This is a genomic window from Nocardiopsis aegyptia (assembly GCF_013410755.1).
In the GTDB taxonomy this organism is placed as follows: Bacteria; Actinomycetota; Actinomycetes; order Streptosporangiales; family Streptosporangiaceae; genus Nocardiopsis; species Nocardiopsis aegyptia.
In genome coordinates, this window is sequence record NZ_JACCFS010000001.1 from 5,668,046 (window position 1) to 5,688,321 (window position 20,276).

The 20,276-nt window shown below is 71.0% G+C and carries 21 protein-coding genes; 13 read left to right on the forward strand and 8 right to left on the reverse strand.

The genetic code is table 11. From position 1 onward, the window contains the following. Positions 1-198: 198 nt before the first annotated feature. Complete coding sequence (locus tag HNR10_RS25360; RefSeq protein WP_179829958.1) at positions 199-957, reverse strand: adenosylcobinamide-GDP ribazoletransferase; 759 nt, start codon at positions 955-957, stop codon at positions 199-201. Between the two features lie 41 nt (positions 958-998). Then, positions 999-1,997, reverse strand: coding sequence for a bifunctional adenosylcobinamide kinase/adenosylcobinamide-phosphate guanylyltransferase (locus HNR10_RS25365; protein ID WP_179829957.1), 999 nt, complete (start codon positions 1,995-1,997; stop codon positions 999-1,001). 208 nt (positions 1,998-2,205) lie between these two features. Between HNR10_RS25365 and HNR10_RS25370 the strand changes: the two genes are divergently transcribed. Further along, positions 2,206-2,412, forward strand: a complete 207-nt coding sequence (locus HNR10_RS25370) for a hypothetical protein (protein ID WP_179829959.1) — start codon at positions 2,206-2,208, stop codon at positions 2,410-2,412. Positions 2,413-2,817: 405 nt separating this feature from the next. On the opposite strand, the gene HNR10_RS25375 is transcribed toward HNR10_RS25370, so the two are convergent. Continuing rightward, entirely contained in the window at positions 2,818-3,825 is a 1,008-nt protein-coding gene (locus tag HNR10_RS25375; protein WP_179827708.1) for an aldo/keto reductase family protein, read from the reverse strand. A gap of 184 nt (positions 3,826-4,009) precedes the next feature. Next, the gene (locus tag HNR10_RS25380; RefSeq protein WP_312889415.1) at positions 4,010-4,648 is read right to left on the reverse strand and encodes a DUF3043 domain-containing protein; all 639 of its coding nucleotides are present in this window, start codon (positions 4,646-4,648) and stop codon (positions 4,010-4,012) included. Between the two features lie 117 nt (positions 4,649-4,765). Between HNR10_RS25380 and HNR10_RS25385 the strand changes: the two genes are divergently transcribed. The 7 genes from HNR10_RS25385 (at position 4,766) to rpsD (ending at position 10,346) form a co-directional block, all read left to right on the forward strand. Beyond that, complete coding sequence (locus tag HNR10_RS25385) at positions 4,766-5,539, forward strand: PspA/IM30 family protein (RefSeq protein WP_179827712.1); 774 nt, start codon at positions 4,766-4,768, stop codon at positions 5,537-5,539. Next, positions 5,536-5,814, forward strand: a complete 279-nt coding sequence (gene pspAA / locus HNR10_RS25390) for a PspA-associated protein PspAA (protein ID WP_053615244.1) — start codon at positions 5,536-5,538, stop codon at positions 5,812-5,814. Before HNR10_RS25385 ends, pspAA begins: the two co-directional genes overlap by 4 nt. A gap of 235 nt (positions 5,815-6,049) precedes the next feature. Next, complete coding sequence (gene htpX / locus HNR10_RS25395) at positions 6,050-6,976, forward strand: zinc metalloprotease HtpX (protein WP_179827714.1); 927 nt, start codon at positions 6,050-6,052, stop codon at positions 6,974-6,976. A gap of 36 nt (positions 6,977-7,012) precedes the next feature. Next, on the forward strand, positions 7,013-7,630 hold the full coding sequence (gene pspAB, locus HNR10_RS25400; RefSeq protein WP_179827716.1) for a PspA-associated protein PspAB: 618 nt from the start codon (positions 7,013-7,015) through the stop codon (positions 7,628-7,630). Positions 7,631-7,897: 267 nt separating this feature from the next. Beyond that, positions 7,898-8,245, forward strand: coding sequence for a HesB/IscA family protein (locus HNR10_RS25405; RefSeq protein WP_053615247.1), 348 nt, complete (start codon positions 7,898-7,900; stop codon positions 8,243-8,245). Between the two features lie 181 nt (positions 8,246-8,426). After that, the gene (locus tag HNR10_RS25410) at positions 8,427-9,398 is read left to right on the forward strand and encodes a carbohydrate kinase family protein (protein WP_179827718.1); all 972 of its coding nucleotides are present in this window, start codon (positions 8,427-8,429) and stop codon (positions 9,396-9,398) included. A 336-nt stretch (positions 9,399-9,734) separates the two neighbouring features. After that, positions 9,735-10,346 (forward strand): 30S ribosomal protein S4, encoded by a 612-nt coding sequence (rpsD, locus tag HNR10_RS25415; protein WP_179827728.1) that lies wholly within the window; start codon positions 9,735-9,737, stop codon positions 10,344-10,346. Positions 10,347-10,537: 191 nt separating this feature from the next. Here the strand turns inward: rpsD and HNR10_RS25420 are convergent, their stop codons facing one another. Next, positions 10,538-10,786 (reverse strand): sulfurtransferase TusA family protein, encoded by a 249-nt coding sequence (locus tag HNR10_RS25420; RefSeq protein ID WP_179827729.1) that lies wholly within the window; start codon positions 10,784-10,786, stop codon positions 10,538-10,540. Between the two features lie 411 nt (positions 10,787-11,197). On the opposite strand from HNR10_RS25420, the gene ctaC reads away from it, so the two are divergent. From ctaC to HNR10_RS25440, 4 genes are all read left to right on the forward strand, one after another. Then, positions 11,198-12,220, forward strand: a complete 1,023-nt coding sequence (ctaC, locus tag HNR10_RS25425; protein WP_449410263.1) for an aa3-type cytochrome oxidase subunit II — start codon at positions 11,198-11,200, stop codon at positions 12,218-12,220. Continuing rightward, positions 12,221-13,891, forward strand: coding sequence for an aa3-type cytochrome oxidase subunit I (gene ctaD, locus HNR10_RS25430; RefSeq protein ID WP_179827731.1), 1,671 nt, complete (start codon positions 12,221-12,223; stop codon positions 13,889-13,891). It begins immediately after the preceding gene. A gap of 10 nt (positions 13,892-13,901) precedes the next feature. Continuing rightward, positions 13,902-14,327: a cytochrome c oxidase subunit 4 gene (locus HNR10_RS25435; protein WP_179827732.1), complete on the forward strand. Its 426-nt coding sequence runs from the start codon at positions 13,902-13,904 to the stop codon at positions 14,325-14,327. 163 nt (positions 14,328-14,490) lie between these two features. Next, complete coding sequence (locus HNR10_RS25440; RefSeq protein WP_179827733.1) at positions 14,491-15,783, forward strand: L,D-transpeptidase; 1,293 nt, start codon at positions 14,491-14,493, stop codon at positions 15,781-15,783. A gap of 403 nt (positions 15,784-16,186) precedes the next feature. On the opposite strand, the gene HNR10_RS25445 is transcribed toward HNR10_RS25440, so the two are convergent. Beyond that, positions 16,187-17,317: a glycosyltransferase family 4 protein gene (locus tag HNR10_RS25445; RefSeq protein WP_179827734.1), complete on the reverse strand. Its 1,131-nt coding sequence runs from the start codon at positions 17,315-17,317 to the stop codon at positions 16,187-16,189. A 62-nt stretch (positions 17,318-17,379) separates the two neighbouring features. Here HNR10_RS25445 and HNR10_RS25450 point away from each other — a divergent pair, with 62 nt between their 5' ends. Continuing rightward, the gene (locus HNR10_RS25450; protein WP_179827736.1) at positions 17,380-17,685 is read left to right on the forward strand and encodes a YrhK family protein; all 306 of its coding nucleotides are present in this window, start codon (positions 17,380-17,382) and stop codon (positions 17,683-17,685) included. Positions 17,686-17,715: 30 nt separating this feature from the next. Here HNR10_RS25450 and HNR10_RS25455 read toward each other — a convergent pair whose 3' ends face one another. Continuing rightward, the gene (locus tag HNR10_RS25455; protein WP_312889416.1) at positions 17,716-18,747 is read right to left on the reverse strand and encodes a C40 family peptidase; all 1,032 of its coding nucleotides are present in this window, start codon (positions 18,745-18,747) and stop codon (positions 17,716-17,718) included. A 326-nt stretch (positions 18,748-19,073) separates the two neighbouring features. Then, positions 19,074-20,075, reverse strand: a complete 1,002-nt coding sequence (locus HNR10_RS25460) for a C40 family peptidase (RefSeq protein WP_179827738.1) — start codon at positions 20,073-20,075, stop codon at positions 19,074-19,076. Positions 20,076-20,276 lie beyond the last annotated feature (201 nt).

Here is a 20,276-nt window from a genome sequence, read left to right on the forward strand (position 1 = left end):
CTGCCGCGGCGCGCGTGCGGACCGAGCGCCCCCCGGGGCGGCCGGGGTCCGCGTGGGCGGGGAGGGTGGCTCTGGTCGCCGGTGGGAGGTCTCGCACGGCGTCGGCGTGGCGGGCCGCGGCTCCCCGGGGGCGGGGCCGGTGAAACCTGGTGTGAAAAAATGTGATCATGGCGACACTGGTCACCCGTACGAGCGCCGTCAGAGCCAGGCGGTACCCGCGGCGGCCACGACCAGGACCGACGTTCCGGCCGACTCCGCCAGCGCGCCCAGCACGTCGCCGGTGATCCCGCCGAGCCGGCGCACCGCCCGGCGCAGCAGCAGCCCCGCCACGGCCAGGCCGAGCACGACCGCGCCCGCGCAGAGCACGGCGAACCCCGCCCCGTGGGGCAGGCCCGCCAGGCAGAGCAGCCCCACCACCGCGCAGGCCGCCGCGGCCAGCGGAGCGCGCACCGTGCCCGCCACGAACGCGCCCAGCCCCTCCGGCCGGGCCGACGGCACCCGCGCGGTACAGGCGAGCGTGACCGCCAGGCGCCCGCCGGCCCCGGCCGCCACCGCCGCGCCCACCACCGCCCAGGGCGAGGCCGCCGCCAGCTGCGCGAGCGCCAGCACCTGCGCCAGCAGGACCAGCGCCAGCGCGACCACGCCGAACGGCCCGATGTCGGAGCGGCGCATCACCTCCAGGGCGCCCTCGGCGGGACGCCCGCTGCCCAGGCCGTCGGCGAGGTCGGCCAGCCCGTCCAGGTGCAGCCCCCGGGTGACCAGCGCGGCGGCTCCCACGCCCAGGACCCCGGCCAGGGCGCCGGACAGGCCCAGCCACGCCCCGGCCGCCGCCACCGCGCCGGTCCCGGCGCCCACGGCCGCGCCCACGACCGGGGCCCAGAACATCGCCCATCCGGCCGTGGAGCGGTCCACCCGCTCCACGCGCACCGGCACGGCGGTGAACGTGCCCACCGCCATCCGGGCCCCCGCCCGCGCCGCCGCGACGCGGGCCGAGGCGGTCACGGCAGCTCCGTGACGCGCCCGGCCGCGGCCAGGACGACCTCCTCGGACTCGGCCCCCACCCACTGGTTCAGCAGGCCCAGGTGGTCGCGGAAGATCCGGCCCGCGCGGGTGGCCGGGACCACGCCCGACCCCACCTCGTTGGTGACCGCCACCACGTAGGCCTGCGTGGTGCGCCAGGCCTCCAACAGCCCGTGGATCCGGCCCTCCACCATCTCCTCGGCGTCCTCGGGCGGGTCGTCGTCCCACATGCCGTTCTCGTCCATCACCGCCGCCAGCCACGTGCCCAGGCAGTCCACCAGGACCGCGCCGCGGGTGCGCTTGAGCACCTCGGCCAGCTCAATGGTCTGCTCCGTGCGCCACCACCAGGGGCGCCGGTTCCGGTGCAGCTCCACGCGCCGCGCCCACTCCGGGTCCCGATCGGGGTCGGGGACCGCGCCGGTCGCGGCGTAGACCACGCGCGGCTCGGCCAGCAGGCGCAGCTCCGCCTCGGTGGACTTGCCCGAGCGGGCGCCGCCGGTGATGAGCGTGCGGTGCGGACCGTGCGGGCGCGACTCCGGCCACACCGCGGGAGGACACGACATCTCCGCGCCGTCACTGGGCGCCAGGGCGCCCCACAGGCGCGCGCGGCGGGCGAACTCCTGGGGCGAGCGGACGCGGTGGTCGCCGCCGACCGCCACGACCGCGGTGGTCACGCCGACCACGCCCGAGCGGCGCAGCTCGCCGATCACCTCGGGGCGCTGGGCGGCGTCGACGATCACCATGTCGACCTGCTGGTCGGGGGGCGAGGAGGCGTAGGCCGACCCGTTCCCCGCGGCGGCGGCCTCCACCGGGGGCGGGGCGGGCTGCGGGCCGGGGGCGGAGCGGGCGTAGAGCAGCCGGCCGCCGTCCGGGCCCACGACCAGCACGCCGTCGGCGGTCACGGTCACGGAGTAGCCCGGGGGGACGGGACCGACCACTGCCCCCTCGCGGATGCGGAAGCGGTCGTCGACCGTCACGCGCAGCGGGAGCCGGCGTTCGGCGAGGGCTCTGTTGCAGGAGGCACAGGTGCACTGCGGGGCCGGCCAGCCCGCGTGCCCCGCGGTCCCGAGGAATCGGATGCGCACCCGATCGAGTAAACCGCATGTCGGACCAAGGCTTGGTTAAGCTCGGGCCGGGCGTACGGTGGCACGCACTGTGAACCCCGTGACGAAGGGCGGTCGAACCATGGCGTGGACCTGGCGGTATCTCGACGCGGACGGCGCGGACAGGACGGATGAGGGGCTCCCCGCGGAGTCCTTCACCTCGCGCGGCGACGCGGAGAGCTGGATGGGGGAGAACTGGCAGGAGCTCGCCGAGGGCGGCGTGGTCCGCGTCGTGCTGTCGGAGGACGGCGGCGAGGCCTACACCATGTCCCTGGAGCCGACCGGCTAGGGCGTGTTCTGTGGATGCCGCCCGTCGCGAGCGGTGCATCCAGTGGCGCTCTCGCCAGGCCGAAGAAGGAGCTCCCCTACTGTGCGGCTTCGCCGTTGTCGCACAGCGGGGGCCCGGCTGGTTCCCCTGTCGACTGATGAGAACGAAGCGAGAGTGCCGCTGGGGCGCCGTGCAGCAGGGTGAGTATCCGCCGAACACGCCCTAGCCCCCGGGCCCGGGCCGAAGCGAAGCGGAGGCCCGAGGAGAGCACAGCGAGGGCGCCGACGGGGCCTGGAGGGCCCGGAGGTGGACTCCCGAGTAGGCACCGCGCCGCATGCGCCCGTCGAGGGTGCTGGCGGGCGACGGTGCGGGCACGAGGGAGTCCACCGGAAGGGCCGAAGGCCCCGTCTTCCGGGCGCCGTCGCGTCAGCGGTCGCGGATGTTCTCCGGGCTCTTGGTCAGAGCCGGGTCCCGCTGGACGCTGTCACCGAGGATCTCGTCGATCCGGGCCAGCAGCCCGGCGTCGAGCTTCACGCCGGCCGCCTGGACGTTGTCCTGGACCTGCTCCGGACGGGACGCGCCGATGATCGCGGCGGACACGTTCGGGTTCTGCAGCACCCAGGCCACCGCCAGCTGGGGCATGCTCAGCCCGGCCTCCGCGGCCAGCGGCTCCAGCTTCTGCACCTTCTCCAGCAGCGCCTGGTCCTCCGCCTTGTCGGCGATGAAGTGCTTGCTCTTGGGGTCGCTGGCGCGCGACCCGGCGGGGGCCTGCTGCCCCGGCCGGTACTTGCCGGTCAGGACGCCGCCGGCGATGGGCGACCACACGACCTGGCCGATGCCCTCGCGCTCGCACACCGGCACGACCTCGGACTCGATGACCCGCCAGAGCATGTTGTACTGCGGCTGGCTGGAGACGATGCGGTCGAAGCCCATCTCGTCGGCGATCTTGAGCGCGCGCTCGATCTCCTCGGCCCGCCACTCCGAGACGCCGATGTAGAGGGCCTTGCCCTGGCGGACCAGGTCCTCGAAGGCCCGCATGGTCTCTTCCAGCGGCGTCGTGTAGTCGAACCGGTGGGCCTGGTAGAGGTCCAGGTAGTCCGTGCCCAGGCGGCGCAGGGAGTCCTCGGCGCCGCGCAGGATGTGCTTGCGCGACAGGCCCTTGTCGTTCTTCCCCTCGCCCATGGGCCAGTAGACCTTGGAGAAGATCTCCAGCCCGTCGCGGCGCTCGCCCTTCAGAGCGCGTCCGAGCACCTCCTCCGCCTTGCCCTGGGCGTAGACGTCGGCGGTGTCGAACGTGGTGATGCCGGCGTCCAGCGCCGCACGGACACACGCGGTGGCGGTGTCCTCCTCGACCTGGGATCCGTGGGTGATCCAGTTCCCGTAGGCGATCTCGCTGATGATGAGACCGCTCTTGCCTAGATGCCGAAATTCCATGTCGAGCACTCTAGCCAGACCGGCGGCGTGCGGCCACGGCGGCCCCGGGGGTCGGCAAGCGCTTTCAGTCCGGATGCCGGACGCCGGGCGCTTCCGCCCCGGACACGGTGAAGGGCCGGTGCGAACACCGGCCCTGCTCACGTGATCGGTACGGGGATGGGTCGGGGTGACGGTGACGGACGGGTCAGCGCAGGCCCGCGGTGGGGTCGTCGCCGACCTTCACGGTGGGCTTGGGCAGGCGCAGGCGGCGGAACTGGAGCTGGCGCATGGCCGCGTACATGCCCACGCCCGCGATCTTGGGGTCGTCGGGGAAGTGGGCGGCGGCCGTGCTCTTGACCTTGCGCGCCGTGAAGATGCCCTCGGCGACGAGGGTCACCATCATCAGCGGCCACGCGACGTAGGCGACGCCCACCTGGAAGACGGGGTTGTTCACGAACAGGAGCGCGATGATGAGGATGGAGAAGGGCAGGAAGAACTCACTGGCACTGCGCCGGGAGTCGACGTAGTTCCGTGCGAAGGCACGGGGTTTGCCCAGGTCCTGCTCTCGGAAGTAGCGCTCCTCGCCCTGCGGGACACCGGAGCGCCGGGCGGGCTGGCCCTTCTGGCGGTCGAGGCGTTCCCGGTAGGCGCGGTACGCCTCCTTGCGGGTCTGTGGAGCTTGGACGGGCCGGCGCAGGTCCTTACCGGATTCCTTGCGCTTTGGGGTGGGGACACCCTTCTTGGGGGTATATCCCTTAGGTTGGGTGGCCTCAGAGGCCTCAGGGCTGGCGGATTCGGCAGAGTTCGAATCCGTGGCTGCGGAAGCGGAGCGACGTCGGAACACACCCTCAGGGTAGCCGGTCACAGCTTTATGGCGACCGTGGGCCAGAGCGCGTAGGGTTGGGCGAAGCGCCCGCTGGGAACAGCCGATGTACGCAGCGAGAAGGGGACGGCCACGCCGATGAGCGTGTTTCAGCGACTTTCGATGATCTTCAAGTCCAAGGCCAACAAGGCACTGGACTCTGTCGAGGACCCCAGGGAGACCCTCGACTACTCGTACCAGAAACAACTCGAACTCCTACAGAAGGTCCGCCGTGGGGTGGCGGACGTGGCGACGTCGCGCAAGCGCGTCGAGCTGCAGATCCAGCAGCTCGAACAGCAGTCCGGCAAGCTGGAGAACCAGGGCCGCGCGGCCCTGACCCAGGGACGTGAGGACCTCGCCCGCGAGGCCCTCACCCGCAGGTCCGGTCTGGCCACGCAGATCGAGGGCCTGCGCGAGCAGCACGCCAACCTCCAGAACGAGGAGCAGAAGCTCACCACGGCCGCGCAGCGCCTGCAGGCCAAGGTCGACGCCTTCCGTACCCGCAAGGAGACGATCAAGGCGACCTACACCGCGGCCCAGGCCCAGACGCAGATCAGCGAGGCCTTCTCCGGCATCTCCGAGGAGATGGGCGACGTCGGCATGGCCGTGCAGCGCGCCGAGGACAAGACCGCCGAGATGCAGGCCCGCGCGGGCGCCGTCGACGAACTGCTCGCCTCCGGCGCGCTCGACGACGTCACCGGTACCGCCAAGGACGACATCCAGGGCGAGCTGGACCGCATGGCCAGCACGACCGGAGTCGAGGCCGAGCTCGAGCGCATGAAGCTGGAGCTCGGCGGCGGCAGCGGCAGCGCGGCCCCCCAGATCGAGGGCGGGAACGGCGCCGGCAGCACCGGGAACCGGGAGGGCGCATGATCGTCCGCATCTTGGGTGAGGGTCAGCTGGACCTGACCGACGCCGACCTCGGCGTCCTCAACGAGTTCGACTCCGCCCTGGAGGCGGCGCTCGACTCGGCCAACGAGGAGACGTTCCGCGAGGCCCTGCACCGGCTGCTCGAACGGGTGCGCGCGGACGGCAGCCCGCTGCCGGACGACGCCCTGGAGCCGTCGGACTTCATCCTTCCGCACGCCGACGCCAGCATGGCCGAGGTGCGGGAGATGCTGCAGGACGACGGGCTGATCCCGGGCTAGCGACCGGACCCGCCACCACCGTCCAGGTGGGTCTGGCCCGCCGCCCGCGTGCGCGTACTTGGTGCCGCGGCCGCCGTGACCACGTCACGGGGCCGCGGCTTCCTCATGTCCGGGGCCGGCCCCCGTGGGATCCGAGCCGCGTTGCGAGCGTGCGAGCACGCCGAAGAATCGGCCTTAACCCTTCTCTCACCTGGTGGAACTAGACTCCGAACCACGGATCGCAGAGGAGTCGGCAATGGCGGGTACGAAGTTCCGACCGGACGGCGGCCTCACCGCCCGGATGGTGATGACCATGACGCTGCTGGCGCTGGTCTACGTCGCCTTCATCGTGGGGCTGGTCCTGGCGGGCCTGAACATCTGGCTCGTCATGGTCATCGTGGGCGCCTTCGCCCTCTTCTCCTACTTCGCCTCCGACAAGATCGCCATGTTCTCCATGGGCGCGCGCGAGGTCTCGCCGGAGCAGGCGCCCGAACTCCACGCGCTCGTCGACCGCCTGTGCGCGATGGCGGACATGTCCAAGCCCCGGGTCGGCGTCGCCGACTCCGACGTGCCCAACGCCTTCGCCACCGGCCACAGCGAGAAGTCCGCGGTCATCTGCGTGACCTCCGGCCTGATGCGGCGCCTGGACGGGCCCGAGCTGGAGGCGGTCCTGGCACACGAGCTGTCCCACATCGCCCACCGCGACGTGATGGTGATGACCATCGCCGGATTCCTCGGCATCGTCGCCGGCTTCCTCACCCAGGCCGGGCTGCGCTTCGCCGCCTTCAGCGGTGTCGCGGGAGGCCGCAGCAACAACGGCGGCCCCGCCCCCGCCGTCATCGCGCTGCTGGTCGTGCTGGTCAGCGCGATCGCCTGGGTGCTGAGCTTCCTGCTCGTGCGGGCGCTCTCCCGCTACCGGGAGCTGTCGGCCGACCGCGCCGCCGCCTACCTGACCGGCCGCCCCTCCACACTGGGCAGCGCGCTGAGCAAGATCACCGGCGACATGGCGCGCATCCCCACGCGCGACCTGCGCCAGGCGGAGCCGTTCAACGCCTTCTTCTTCGCTCCCGCGTCCTCGCGCAAGGGCTTCAGCGTCAGCCGGCTGATCGCCACCCACCCGCCGGTGGACCAGCGCCTGGCCCAGCTCTCCGACATCTCCCGCCAACTCGGTCAGGGCAGCTGACCGCCACGCCACCGCCGATCTGGGAACGAGGCAACGATGAGTTTCTGGCGCGCCCTGCTGGGCCGGTCCAAGCCGGCCCGACCCGACCTGGACGCCCTGTTCGCGCTCCCCTCCGCCGCACTGACCCTGCGGGCCTCGGTGGGTCTGCGGCCCACCGGCACGGGCTCGGTGGCCTTCCGGGCGACCGAGGGCGCGGCCTTCGCCGACCTGCAGCGGGACGTGACCGCCCTGCTGGACGCCGACGACGGGCCGCCGGTGGAGCAGGTCACCGACGACTACGGCTACTCGTGGCTGGTCGTGCGCTCGCACGAGGCCCCGGCGGGGGAGGGTGAGGTCACCGACCCCGACGTCTCCGGCCTGGTCACCGACCTGCACGCGGTCAACTCGACCCTGGAGGCCAACGGCTACGGGCCCTCCCTGCTGTGCTCCCTGCTCGGCTTCACCGATGAGGGTGGCGGTGGGCGACGGGTCGGGCTCGTGTACCTCTACAAGCGCGGCACCTTCTACCCGTTCGCCCCGGCCGGGGGACAGCGGCGCGACAACGCGCTGGAACTCCAGGTGGAGGCGGCGATCGGCGACGACCTGCCGATGGAGGGGGACCGGTCGCGCTGGTTCCCCGTCTACGGCGCGCCGGGGCTCGGCACACCGGCCTGACCGGCGGTCGGTGTGCACAGCGGTCACTCGGGCATGGCATCGTGGAGCGGTCGACACTACCCTGGTGGACACGGGCACACGGGTGCTCCGCCGGCTCCAACCGCACCTGGGGCCACGGACACAGGGAGAACACCGGGCGCGGCGGAATGCCGCGCGAAGCCCGGGCGTTGACCCCGAGGAGGACCGCACCGCCACCCGCGGGACGGTCCGCTACGCGACCGGGGGTCGCCAGGCGGCCGCAACCCCTTTCAAGAGGAGCTTGACAACATGACGGTTCAGAGCGAGACCACCGAGGGGATCATCCTCACCGACGAGGCGTCCGGCAAGGTCAGGGCGCTTCTGGAGCAGGAGGGCCGCGACGACCTGCGTCTTCGGGTGGCCGTTCAGCCGGGTGGTTGCTCGGGTCTGCGCTACCAGCTCTACTTCGACGAGCGCGACCTCGACGGCGACGTCGTCACCGACTTCGGCGGTGTGGAGGTCGTCACCGACAGGATGAGCTCCCCCTACCTGGTCGGCGCCACCATCGACTTCGTCGACACCATCGAGAAGCAGGGCTTCACGATCGACAACCCCAACGCCACCGGCTCCTGCGCCTGCGGCGACTCCTTCAACTAGGGGTCCCGGAAGCAGAACCGGGGAGGGTGGATCCGTCCGCCCTCCCCTTCGTCGTCCTCCGGGGCGCGTGCATTCCCGGTGTACTGGGTACGCTGGGGCGGTCATGTCGGGGGTCGAGCGACGCCCGACCGCCGTCCGGTCGTCCACGACCGACAACGCCCGACCAAGGAGCCCACGTCCCGTGCGTATCGCGGTTGCCGGATCCATCGCCACCGACCATCTGATGTCCTTCGAGGGTCGGTTCGCGGAACAGATCATCCCGGAACAGATCCAGCAGTTGTCCCTCTCCTTCCTCATCGACGAGCTGGACGTGCGCCGCGGCGGCGTCGCCGCCAACATCTGCTTCGGGATGGGCGCCTTCGGCCTCGAACCGGTCCTGGTGGGCGCGGCCGGCGCCGACTTCGAGGACTACCGGGCCTGGCTGGACCGCCACGGTGTCGACACCACGTCCGTCTACATCTCCGAGCTGCGTCACACCGCGCGCTTCATCTGCACCACCGACCGCGACCAGAACCAGATCGCGTCCTTCTACGCCGGTGCGATGGCCGAGGCCCGCAACATCGAGCTCAAGCCGATCGCCGACCGCGTCGGCGGCCTCGACCTCGTCCTGATCGGCGCGGACGACCCCGACGCGATGGTCCGCCACAGCCAGGAGTGCCGGACCCGCGCCATCCCCTTCGCGGCCGACCCCTCCCAGCAGCTCGCCCGGATGGACGGCGAGGCCGTGCGCGACCTCATCGAGGGAGCGGCCTTCCTGTTCAGCAACGAGTACGAGAAGGCGCTGGCCGAGCAGAAGACCGGCTGGAGCGACGCGGAGGTCCTGGCACAGGTCGGCACCCGCATCACCACCCTGGGCGCCAAGGGGGCGCGCATCGACCGCCGGGGCGAGCCGTCCGTGCACGTGCCCGCCGCCCAGGTCGGCGAACTCGTGGACCCCACCGGCATGGGGGACGCCTTCCGCGCCGGCTTCCTGGCCGCGCACGCCTGGGGTCTGGGCCTGGAGCGCGCCGCCCAGGTCGGCAACGCCACCGCCGTGCACTGCCTGGAGGTCGACGGGCCGCAGGAGTACCGGCTCACCGCCGCGGGCCTGCTGGAGCGCCTGGAGCGCTCCTACGGCGCCGAGGCCGCCGACGAGGTCCGCCCCTTCCTGTGAGCGCCCGTCCGCCCGGACCGGGCGTTCCTGGTCCGGGCGGTCCCGGCGAACCCGTAGAGTAGTAAGCCGCGACCCGCACGACCCGGTGGACTCCGCCGGGCCGCGCCCCGAAAAGTCGGCCCCGGCCGACCAGCACGGGTGCCCCGTGCCGGCCGGTGCGCTGAAACGCGTGCCGGTCTTCCTAGCCCAAGCCGTCCGCGCCGGGTCGCCGCGACGGTGGGGAACCCGTTCCTGAGCACGCGTCCCGCGCGCGCGGGGACTCGGGCGCCGTGAGCGCCTCCCAGATCTAGGCCAGCCTTACCTGGGATTCCCTGATTGACCCTGAAAGGACATTGCATGCGCTACACCGGACCGAAGGTGCGGTTGTCCCGGCGCGCCGGCACTCCGCTGACCCGTAAGGCGGTCAGCTACTTCGAGAAGCGTCCGTACCCGCCCGGCGAGCACGGCCGCCGCGTCCGTCGCAACAGCAGCGACTTCGCCGTCCGTCAGTCGGAGAAGCAGAAGGTCCGCTGGTACTACGACCTGACCGAGAAGCAGCTGCTGCGGATCTACGAGAACTCCAAGAAGCGTTCCGGCCGTACCGGTGAGGAGATGCTCGCCGAGCTGGAGCTGCGTCTGGCCACGGTCGTCATGCGCGCCGGTCTGGCCGCCTCGATCTACGCCGCCCGCCAGTTCATCAACCACGGCCACATCACCGTGGACGGCAAGAAGGTCGACATCCCGTCGTACCAGGTCAAGCCGGGCCAGATCATCGGTGTGCGGGAGAAGTCCCGCCAGATGGTCCCGTTCGTCGAGGCCGCCGAGGGCGTGCACGCCGACGACAAGATCGCCGGCTTCCTCGCCGTCAGCCACAAGGACCTGCGCATCGCGGTCACCGACCGCCCCAAGCGCGAGCAGATCCCCGTGCCCTTCGACGAGCAGCTCGTCGTCGAGTTCTACGCTCGCTAGGAACCGCGCGGGCTCCCTGGAGCACCGACGCGCGAAGGCCGTACGGACACCGTCCGTGCGGCCTTCGCCGTGTCCGGGGCCACCTTCGGAGCCGTCCCCCGCGTTCCGGAATCGGCCCCGACCGAATCGTTATGGCACCGGAACCGGAATTCGGAACGGGGTGCGCGGTGCCCTTGGTCGCGTCCCTCGGGTCAGTACTTCCGACGGATGTGAAAAGCGCTACCCCGCACCAGAGGTTCCTCGACCACGAACTCGTGCATCTTCATCCGGCACCACGCCGGAATGTCCGCTCGCGCCGCCGGATCGTCCGCGGTGACCGCGATGACCGCCCCGATGGGCACCTCGTGCAGCCGCTGGGACAGCATGATGATCGGCAGCGGGCACTTGCGGCCCACCGCCTCGACCGTCACCAGCGGCCGGCCGGACGCGTGCTCAGGCATGCGCACCCCCTGTGTCGTCGTCGCCGTAGCCCAATCTTGACCTGCGCCTCCCCTTAAGGCGAACCCGGTTAAGGGCGTCGTAAACCCAGCGATACGCTCGCAATGGCCTCGCGCCGCGAACCGTGTCCTCCTCAGCCGCAGGCGGAGTTCGACACGGCCCACGGCCGGGGGCCCGGGGGGTACGCCGGGCCGCGCCACGTAGCCAGCCGGGAGGTCCCGCCTCCGCGGGGCGACGGGCCCGGCTCCGCGCACCGCCGCTGGCCGCGCACGGGCTCTGTCGGCAACACGCTGACCAGGCAAGCCCATGAACGGGACGCTGGGCGGTTCGCGATAATGTTTCCCCCTGACAAGCTTTGGATACTTAGGCCGCCCGTGGAGGATCCACGGGCTTCACCGCTGGGAAGGCAATCCGTGAGTCCGACCCGCCAAGAAAATCGGCGTTCCAACACGCGCCGATGGGCACCACGCGGCGCCGCGCTCGCCGTGCTGGGGCTGGCCGCGACCGGCTGCGCGTCGAACGATCTCACTCGTTTGGGCATGCCGGAGCCGATCACCGAGCAGGCCGAGCGTGTTCTCTCGCTCTGGCAGGGTTCATGGGTGGCGGCGTTCGCGGTCGGCATTCTCGTGTGGGGACTGATGATCTGGACGATCATCTTCCACCGCAAGCGCTCTGAGCAGCTGCCGCCCCAGGTGCGGTACAACCTGCCCATCGAAGCGCTCTACACCGTGCTACCGATCGTCATCGTCTCGGTGCTGTTCTACTTCACCGCGCGCGACCAGGCCTACCTCCTCGAAACCGAGGAGCCCGCCGACGTGCACGTCGAGGTCGTGGCCTTCCAATGGGCCTGGCAGTTCAACTACCTCGACAACACCAAGGAGGAGGGCGGCGAGACGCTCTTCACCGAGGTGGGCATCCCCAACCCCGACGGCACCGCCGACCCGTCGACGCAGCCCACGCTCGTCCTGCCGGAGAACGCGGTGGTCCACTTCGACCTCCACTCCACCGACGTGATCCACTCCTTCTGGGTCCCGGCCTTCGGCTTCAAGATGGACGTCGTCCCCGGGCGCGACAACGCGTTCCAGGTGCAGCTCAACGAGGGCACCGAGGGCGAGTACATCGGCCGCTGCGCCGAGCTGTGCGGTGTCGACCACACCCGCATGCTGTTCAACGTCGAGGTCCTGCCGCAGGCCGAGTACGAGGCCTGGGCCGCGGAGCAGGAGGCCGAGGCCGAAGCCGAGCAGGTCGAGGCGGCCGAGACGGCCGAGGAGCCCGAGATGTCCGAGGGCACCGGGGCCGAGGGCACCGGGGCCGAGGGCACGGGCGCGGAGAGCACTGATGCCGAGGGCACCGGGACCGAGGGCGCGGAGAGCACCGAGGCCGATGCCGAGGGCACGGGCGTCGGAGCCGACGACGCCGAGGAGAATGACGAGTAAATGACCACCACGGCAACAGAACCCCGTAGCGGCGTCCAGACGCCGCCCAAAGGGTCGATCATCGTCAACTGGCTGACGTCGACCGACCACAAGGTGATCGGGTACATGTACCTGATCACCTCCTTCGCCTTCTTCCTCTTCGGTGGCATCCTGGCGCTGCTCATGCGCGCCGAGCTGTTCTTCCCGGGCATGCAGGTCATGTCCAACGAGCAGTTCAACCAGATGTTCACCATGCACGGCACCATCATGCTGCTGATGTTCGCGACCCCGCTCTTCGTCGGGTTCTCGAACATCATCATGCCGCTGCACATCGGCGCCCCCGACGTCGCCTTCCCCAGGATCAACCTGTTCGGGTACTACCTGTACCTGTTCGGCAGCCTCATCGTCGTGGCCGGATTCCTGACCCCGGGCGGCGCCGCCAGCTTCGGCTGGTTCGCCTACACCCCGCTGTCCGACGCGGTCCGCTCGCCGGGCCTGGGCGGCGACCTGTGGATCCTGGGCCTGGCCGTGTCCGGTCTGGGCACGATCCTCGGTGCGGTCAACTTCATCACCACCGGGCTGTGCATGCGCGCGCCCGGCATGACGATGTTCCGCATGTCGATCTTCTCCTGGAACACGATGCTCACCAGTGTCCTGGTGCTCATCGCCTTCCCGGTGCTGACCGCGGCCCTGATCGCCCTGGGCGCCGACCGCATGGTGGGTACGCAGGTCTTCAACGCCGAACACGGCGGTGCCATCCTCTGGCAGCACCTGTTCTGGTTCTTCGGGCACCCCGAGGTGTACATCATCGCCCTGCCGTTCTTCGGTATCGCGACCGAGATCCTGCCGGTGTTCAGCCGCAAGCCGATCTTCGGCTACAAGAGCCTCGTGGCCGCCACGATCTCCATCGCCGGCCTGTCCGTGACCGTGTGGGCGCACCACATGTTCCCGACCGGCGCGGTGCTGCTGCCCTTCTTCTCCTTCATGACGTTCCTCATCGCGGTCCCCACCGGTGTGAAGTTCTTCAACTGGATCGGGACGATGTGGCGCGGGCAGCTCTCGTTCGAGACGCCGATGCTGTTCACGATCGGCTTCCTCGTCACCTTCCTCTTCGGCGGCCTCACCGGTGTGCTGCTGGCCTCCCCGCCGATCGACTTCCACGTCACCGACTCCTACTTCGTGGTGGCGCACTTCCACTACGTCGTGTTCGGCACCGTGGTGTTCGCGATGTTCGCGGGCTTCTACTTCTGGTGGCCCAAGTTCACCGGGAAGATGCTCAACGAGAAGCTCGGCAAGGTGCACTTCTGGCTGCTGTTCCTCGGCTTCCACGGCACCTTCCTGGTCCAGCACTGGCTCGGCGCGATGGGCTTCCCCCGCCGCTACGCCGACTACCTGCCCGGTGACGGCTTCACCGAGCTGAACCAGATCTCCTCGGTCTCCTCCTTCGTGCTCGGCGCCTCGACGCTGCTGTTCTTCTGGAACATGTACGTCACGGCCAAGAAGGCACCGAAGGTGACCGTCGACGACCCGTGGGGCTACGGCTGCTCCCTGGAGTGGGCGACGTCCTGCCCGCCGCCGCGGCACAACTTCACGTCGCTGCCGCGGATCCGGTCCGAGCGCCCCGCGTTCGACCTGAACCACCCGCACGCCGCGGCCCCGGGCGCCGTCCCGGTGGGCGCCACGAAGGAGTAGGGCGCACACAATGAAGATGCAGGCCTATCTGTTCATGGGCATCTCGACCTTCTTCGGTCTGGCGGCGGCCCTGTACATCTACTGGTCCAAGCTGGAAACCGGCCAGGTCGAGTGGACGGGTGCCACCGCCCTGGTGGTCTCCATCGGCTTCGGCTGGATGATCGGGTTCTGGCTCTGGCAGGCGGCCCGCCGCAGCGAGCACTACCACGGGCTTCCCGCGGAGGAGCGGCTGGACGGCGAGATCGCCGAGAACTCCGGTGAGTACGGCTTCTTCAGCCCGCACAGCTGGTGGCCGATGTTCGTCGCGCTGGCCGTGGCGTTCACCGCCGTCGGCGTGGCGATCGGCTGGTGGATGGTGCTGATCGGCGGCTTCGCCGTCATCCTCACCGCGATCGGCTGGGTGTTCGAGTACTACCGCAAGGAGTTCCAGCACTGACGCCCACGGCGTAGAACCGTCGCCCGCGAGGGCGGCGACGCGGCACCGACCCCGGTGACCGGGGGTTTCGCTACACGGAACCCACCCGGTCGCCGGGGTATCTTTTGTGTGACTGCTTCGTGACTTGGTGTGATTTGCACCGGTCGCGGCCTATCCACAGCGGATGCTGGAGGTGCTGGGCGTGAAGGGACGAGCCAACGGACCCGCGGCGGCCCGCGCGACGGCGGCGGGCGCCGCCGTCCTGCTCGCGGCGGCCGGATGCGGGGTCCTCGGAGGCGGGGAGAGCCCCGAACCCGACGAGGGACGGGCGGGGCCGCGGGTCACCGTCAGCCCCGCTCCCGGGGCGACCGACGTGCCCCCGAACACCCCGGTCCGCGTCTCCGCGACCGAGGGCTCGCTCGCCGGCGTCACCATCGAACAGGTGCGCGCGGGCGAGGAGGTCGAGGCGCTGCCGGTCACCGGCACGCTCTCCGAGGACGGCCGCACCTGGACCAGCGACTGGAACCTCGTGCCCGGGACGGCCGTGAGCGTCTACGCCGCCGCCGAGGGCTCCTCGGGCCGCCAGCGGGAGTTCCGGTCGGAGTTCACCACCGCGCCGGTGGACGAGGACGGGGCCCTGGGCCTCGCGTCCAACTTCCCCCGCTCCGGGGACACCGTGGGCGTCGGCATGCCCGTGATCGTCGGCTTCGACACGCCGGTGGAGTACAAGGAGCAGGTGGAGAACTCCATCGAGGTGACCTCGGAACACCCGGTGGAGGGCGCCTGGAACTGGGTCGACGACGAGACCGCCGTGTTCCGCCCGCGCGAGTACTGGGAGCCCTACCAGGAGGTCACCGTCGACCTGCGCCTGACGGGTGTGGAGGCGGCCGAGGGCGTGCACGGCACCGAGGACCACCGCCTGGAGTTCGAGATCGGGCGCGAGATGATCTCCACGATGCACGTGCCCGACCACGAGATGACCGTGGCCGTCGACGGCGAGACGGTGCGCACCATCCCGGTGAGCAACGGCAAGGCGCACCGGCGCTTCAACACCACCACCTCCGGCGTGCACCTGCTGATGGAGAAGTACTCCCGGCTGGTGATGGACTCCGCCACGGTCGGCATCCCCCAGGGCTCCCCGGGGTACTACCGCGTGGACGTGGACTGGGCCGTGCGCACCTCCAACAGCGGCGAGTTCACCCACGCGGCGCCGTGGAACACGGGCAACCTCGGGGTGGCCGACGCCTCCAACGGGTGCACCAACATGTCGGTGTCCGACGCCCGCTGGTACCACGACCAGGCGCTGATGGGCGACGTACTGGAGACCACCGGGACCGACCGGGAGCTGGAGTGGGACAACGGGTGGGGCTTCTATCAAAGGTCCTGGGAGGAGTGGCTCGACCACAGCGTGACGGGGGAACCCCAGGTGACCGATGGGTCGGGAACGCCGGGGAGTGTGCACGGGGAGGGGCTGTAGTGCTCGGGTTGTGCTCGGGGCGCTTCACGCCGGGGCCTTCGTCGTCGACTTGCCTTGCTCGTTCCTCGCTGCGGCCCCGTCTCCTCCTGCAGGCACCGGCGCGCCCCTCACCCCTGTGTTTTCTTTGGGCCTCCGCTCGTTCCTCGCTTCGGCCCGGATAGACCCCCTGGGGTTCCCAATGCGGAACGGCCGACTTTCACCCCCAGGGGGTCTGGGCAGGCTGCACCGCCTAGCTCTCACCCCGTGGGGTCTCGGTTCGCTGAACGGCTGACGTCCGACCCCCTGTCGTCCGGGCAGGCTGGACGGATGACGTCCCTTGGGGTCCGGGCTGCTTGCACGGCCTGAATGCGACGCCCCGGTGGCGGAAGCGGGGGCATCCGGGGTGAGGGTGGCGGGGTGGGCCTCAGGGGGCGGTCAGGAGCTCGTCCAGCGTCCGGGCCGCGCGGTCCCAGGTCCAGTCCCGGGAGACCCACTCCCGGCCCCGTGCGCCCATCTGGGCGGCGCGGTCGGGATCGCGGAGCAGGCCGATGAGGGCGCGGGCGGTCGGCCCGGGGCGTGAGCCGTCGACCACCAGACCGGTCTCGCCGTCGAGCACCGCGTCCGGGGCGCCGCCCGAGTCGCCCGCGACGACGGGCACACCCGTGGCGGAGGCCTCCAGGTAGACCATGCCGAGGCCCTCCACGTCCAGGCCGCCCCGGCGGGTCCGGCAGGGCATGGCGAACACGTCGGCCGCGTCGTGGTGGGCGGGCAGTTCGTCGGCGGGAACCGGCCCGGTGAAGACCACCGACTCGGTGTCGCGGGCGGCGGCGCGCAGCCGGTCGGCGTAGGGCCCGTCGCCGACGATGAGCAGGGCGGCGTCGGGCACGTCGGCCAGCACGCGCGGCCAGGCGCGCAACAGTGTGTCCTGGCCCTTGCGGGGCACCAGGCGGGAGACGCACACGACCACCGGCCGCCCGCCCAGGCCGTGCCGGGCGCGGATCTCCGTGCCGCCCGCGCCGGGGTGGAAGCGGTCGGTGTCCACCCCGGGGGGCAGGTGCCGCATCCGGGCCGCGGCCGGGGCGGAGAGCGCGCGGGCCAGCCGGCGGCGCGTGTAGTCGCCGAGGTAGGTGACGGCGTCGGTGGTCTCGCCGACGCGCCGCAGTGCCTCCCTGGCACCGGGCAGTCCGGACCAGCCGGTCTCGTGGCCGTGGGTCAGCGCCACCTGGCGCCGGACGCGGCCGCGCAGGCCGGCGGCGAGCAGCCCCAGCGGCGCGGCGGCGCCGTAGAGCACCGAGTCGCAGTGCTCCAGGCCGACGATCGCCCGTGCCCGCGCCGCCACCCGGGGGGTGGGCAGGAGCACGCGCGCGGCGTCGCGCACGATCGGGAACGGCTGGCGCAGGTCGAACCCGGGGTCGGCCGCGTCGTCGCGCCGGGTGGGGGAGGAGCAGTACACGACCACCGAGTCGGCGCGGCGCAGCGCCAGTTCGTGGACGAAGGACTCGATCCCCCCGGCACGCGGGGGAAAGTCGTTGGTGATGATCAGCGTTCGCGGCACGGGGCAGAGTCTAGGGCGTCCGCCATCCTGTGCGCGGCACACCACGACGACCTGGAGGCACCATGCCCGATGCGCGCGAGGACAAGCCGATCGACGTCAAGATCGGCCGGCACGAACTGGTGGTACGGCAGCGCTATGAGGCGGTGAGCATCTGCAACGACATCCTCATCGGCCTGTGGTTCGTCGTGGGCAGCGTCATGTTCTTCTCAGCCGCCTGGTCGACCACGGGGACGTGGCTGTTCCTCATCGGCAGCGTGCAGATGCTCGTCCGCCCCGTCATCCGCCTGTCCCGGCTGGTCCACGTCCGCCGGGTCCGCTCCCGCTCGGGTGTGGGACCGGCCTCGCACGACACGTCGTGGGACTTCTGAACGTCCGCGCCGTGACCGGCGCGGACGGGATCAGGGACGCACGGCCGCGGAGAAGTTCGAGCGGTAGTAGTCGTTCAGCGTGACCGTGCCGATCGGCTTGCTGGACGTGGAGGCGTGCACCATGACGCCGTCGCCCGCGTACATGCCCACGTGGCCCGGGCTGGCGCCGTAGAAGAAGATCAGGTCGCCGGGCTGCATGTTCTCCCAGGAGACCCGGGTGCCCGCGTTGACCTGGTCGTAGGTGGTCCGGGGCAGGCTCACGCCCGCGGCCGCCCAGGCGGCCTGGGTCAGGCCCGAGCAGTCGTAGCCGTTCGGCCCCGTGCCGCCCCAGATGTAGGGCTTGCCGATCTGCGCGTAGGCGAAGTCCAGGGCCGTGCGGGCGTTGCCCGAGGCCGCGCCGGTGTAGCTGCCGCCCGTGCTCCCGCTCGATCCGCCCGTGGACTCGGAGGTGTCGTTGCTGACGTTCTCCGTGGCGGCGGCGCGCTCCTCGGCGGTCAGCTCGGAGAGCAGCTCCTCCTGCTCCGCGATGGCCGCCTCCGCCTCCTCGGCGGCGGTCTCGGCCTCCTCCAGCGCCTCGGCCGCGGACTCCTCGGTGTCGCTGGCCTCGGCCTCCAGCGACTCCAGGTGTTCGAGCTCCTCCAGGTACTGCTCCAGCCCCTCGTTCTGGGTGTTGGCGAGGTAGCTCAGGTCGGCCTGGTGCTCCAGGGCCTCCTGGGGGCCGTCGGCGCCGATGAGGTGCGTGGGCGAGGTGAGGTCGACGCCGCTGTAGGTCGCGTTGGCCAGGCCGCGCACCCCCACGCCCAGCGTCTCCACCTTCTCCTCGGTGTCCTCGATGTCCTCGAGGATCTCCGACAGCTCCTCCTCGGCGGCCTCGTGGGTCTCCTGGGCGTCGTTGTAGACGGCGTTGAGGTCGGCGTACTCCTCTTCCAGGCTCTCGATCTCCTCGCGGACCTCGTCCGCGGTCGGATCGGCGTGCGCGACGGAGGCCGGCAGCAGGAGGACCCCGGCGGCGAGGGAGGCGACGATCGCGGTGCGGCGGCCGCCGGTGCTGGTAGCAGACACGTTGGGTGACACCTTTCTCCCCTCGGCGGGGCGCGTCCGGGACGCGGACCGAGGGACTGCACCGGGCGGGATCGAAGGCCGGTGGGGACGGCCGAAACAGGGAGGGGGAGTGCCCGGCCCGGGCGTGGCCGTCACCTCCGGGGGGAGGTGAAGAGGTCCAACCACGCTCGGCGATGAACACTAGTGCATCCCTTGGTGCGCTCTCAACCGTTTCGTGATGTTCAGCCGAATGGTAAGGACTGTCCGAAAACCCCCCGATACTCCACCGGCAACGACGAGGCCGCCGCCCCCGGAGAGGGGACGGCGGCCTCGTGCGGTCGCGGCGCCTACAGGCGCACGGCGAACTGGAACTGTCCCGCCCAGTAGGCGGCCAGGCCCACTTCCTCGATGTTGCGGCCGGTGCGCGGCGCGTGCACCATCGTTCCGTTGCCCGCGTAGAGGCCGTTGTGGCCCAGCTCGGGGTAGAAGAACATGATGTCGCCCGGCTGGAGCGCGTTGATGTCGTAGATGCGCGTGCCGACCTCGGCCTGCGCGTACGTCGTCCGCGGCAGGTCCACGCCGGCGCTGCGCCAGGCGGCCTGGGTCAGGCCGGAGCAGTCGTAGCCGTTGGGGCCGGTGCCGCCGTAGATGTAGGGCTTGCCGATCTGGGCGTAGGCGAAGTCCAGGGCGGAGCCGTAGTTGCCCGAGGCGCCGCTGGTGTTCACACCGCCCGAGTCGTTGGCGCCCTCGGTGGAGGCGTCCGCGTCGGGGAACTCGGCGAGCAGGTCCTGCTGCTCCTCGATCTTGTCCTCGACCTCGTCCTTGGCCTCCTCGGCCTCCTCCAGCGACTCCTCGGCGTCCTCCAGAGCCGTCTCGGCCTCGTCCTTGAGCGAGAACAGGCGCTCGGCGGACTCGCCGAACTCGTCCAGCTCGGCCTGTTGGGTCTCGGAGAGGTAGCTCAGGTCGGCGTTCTGCTCCAGCAGCCCCTCGGGGCCGTCGGAGGTCAGTACGTTGGTCGTGGAGTTCAGGTCGCCGGACTGGTAGGTGGCGCTGGCGAACTGCGTGACCTTCTCCCGCAGCTCGTCGTAGCGCTCCTCCTCGTCGCCGACCTGCTCCTCGAGCTCCTCGTACTGGGTCTGGGCGACCTCGTAGTCCTCTTCGGCCTGGTTGAAGGCCTCGACGGCGCTGGCCGACTCGGTGTTCAGCTCCTCGATGCGCTCCTCGACCTCTTCACGGGTCGGGTCCGCGTGGGCGGTACCGGGCACGAGAAGGGAGCCGGCGACGACGGCGCCGATGCCGGTCGAAGCAGCGATTCGGCGCGCCGCACTGCGACCACCGGTGTTCTTCATGGCGGTCCACGCTCCTTGGGGTTGGGATGTCCGCACGAAATGCTGAGGGGGAACGACGGGGGTGCCGCGCCGGGCGCGGGCACGCGCGAGTGTGCGGGCCTCCACCGGGTCAAGAGCGAACAGCTCTCGATCTCACTCCGGTCAAGCACTCACGTTCCTGGAAGAACCTAGCGGAACGTCCGGCACGGCTCAACCATGCGG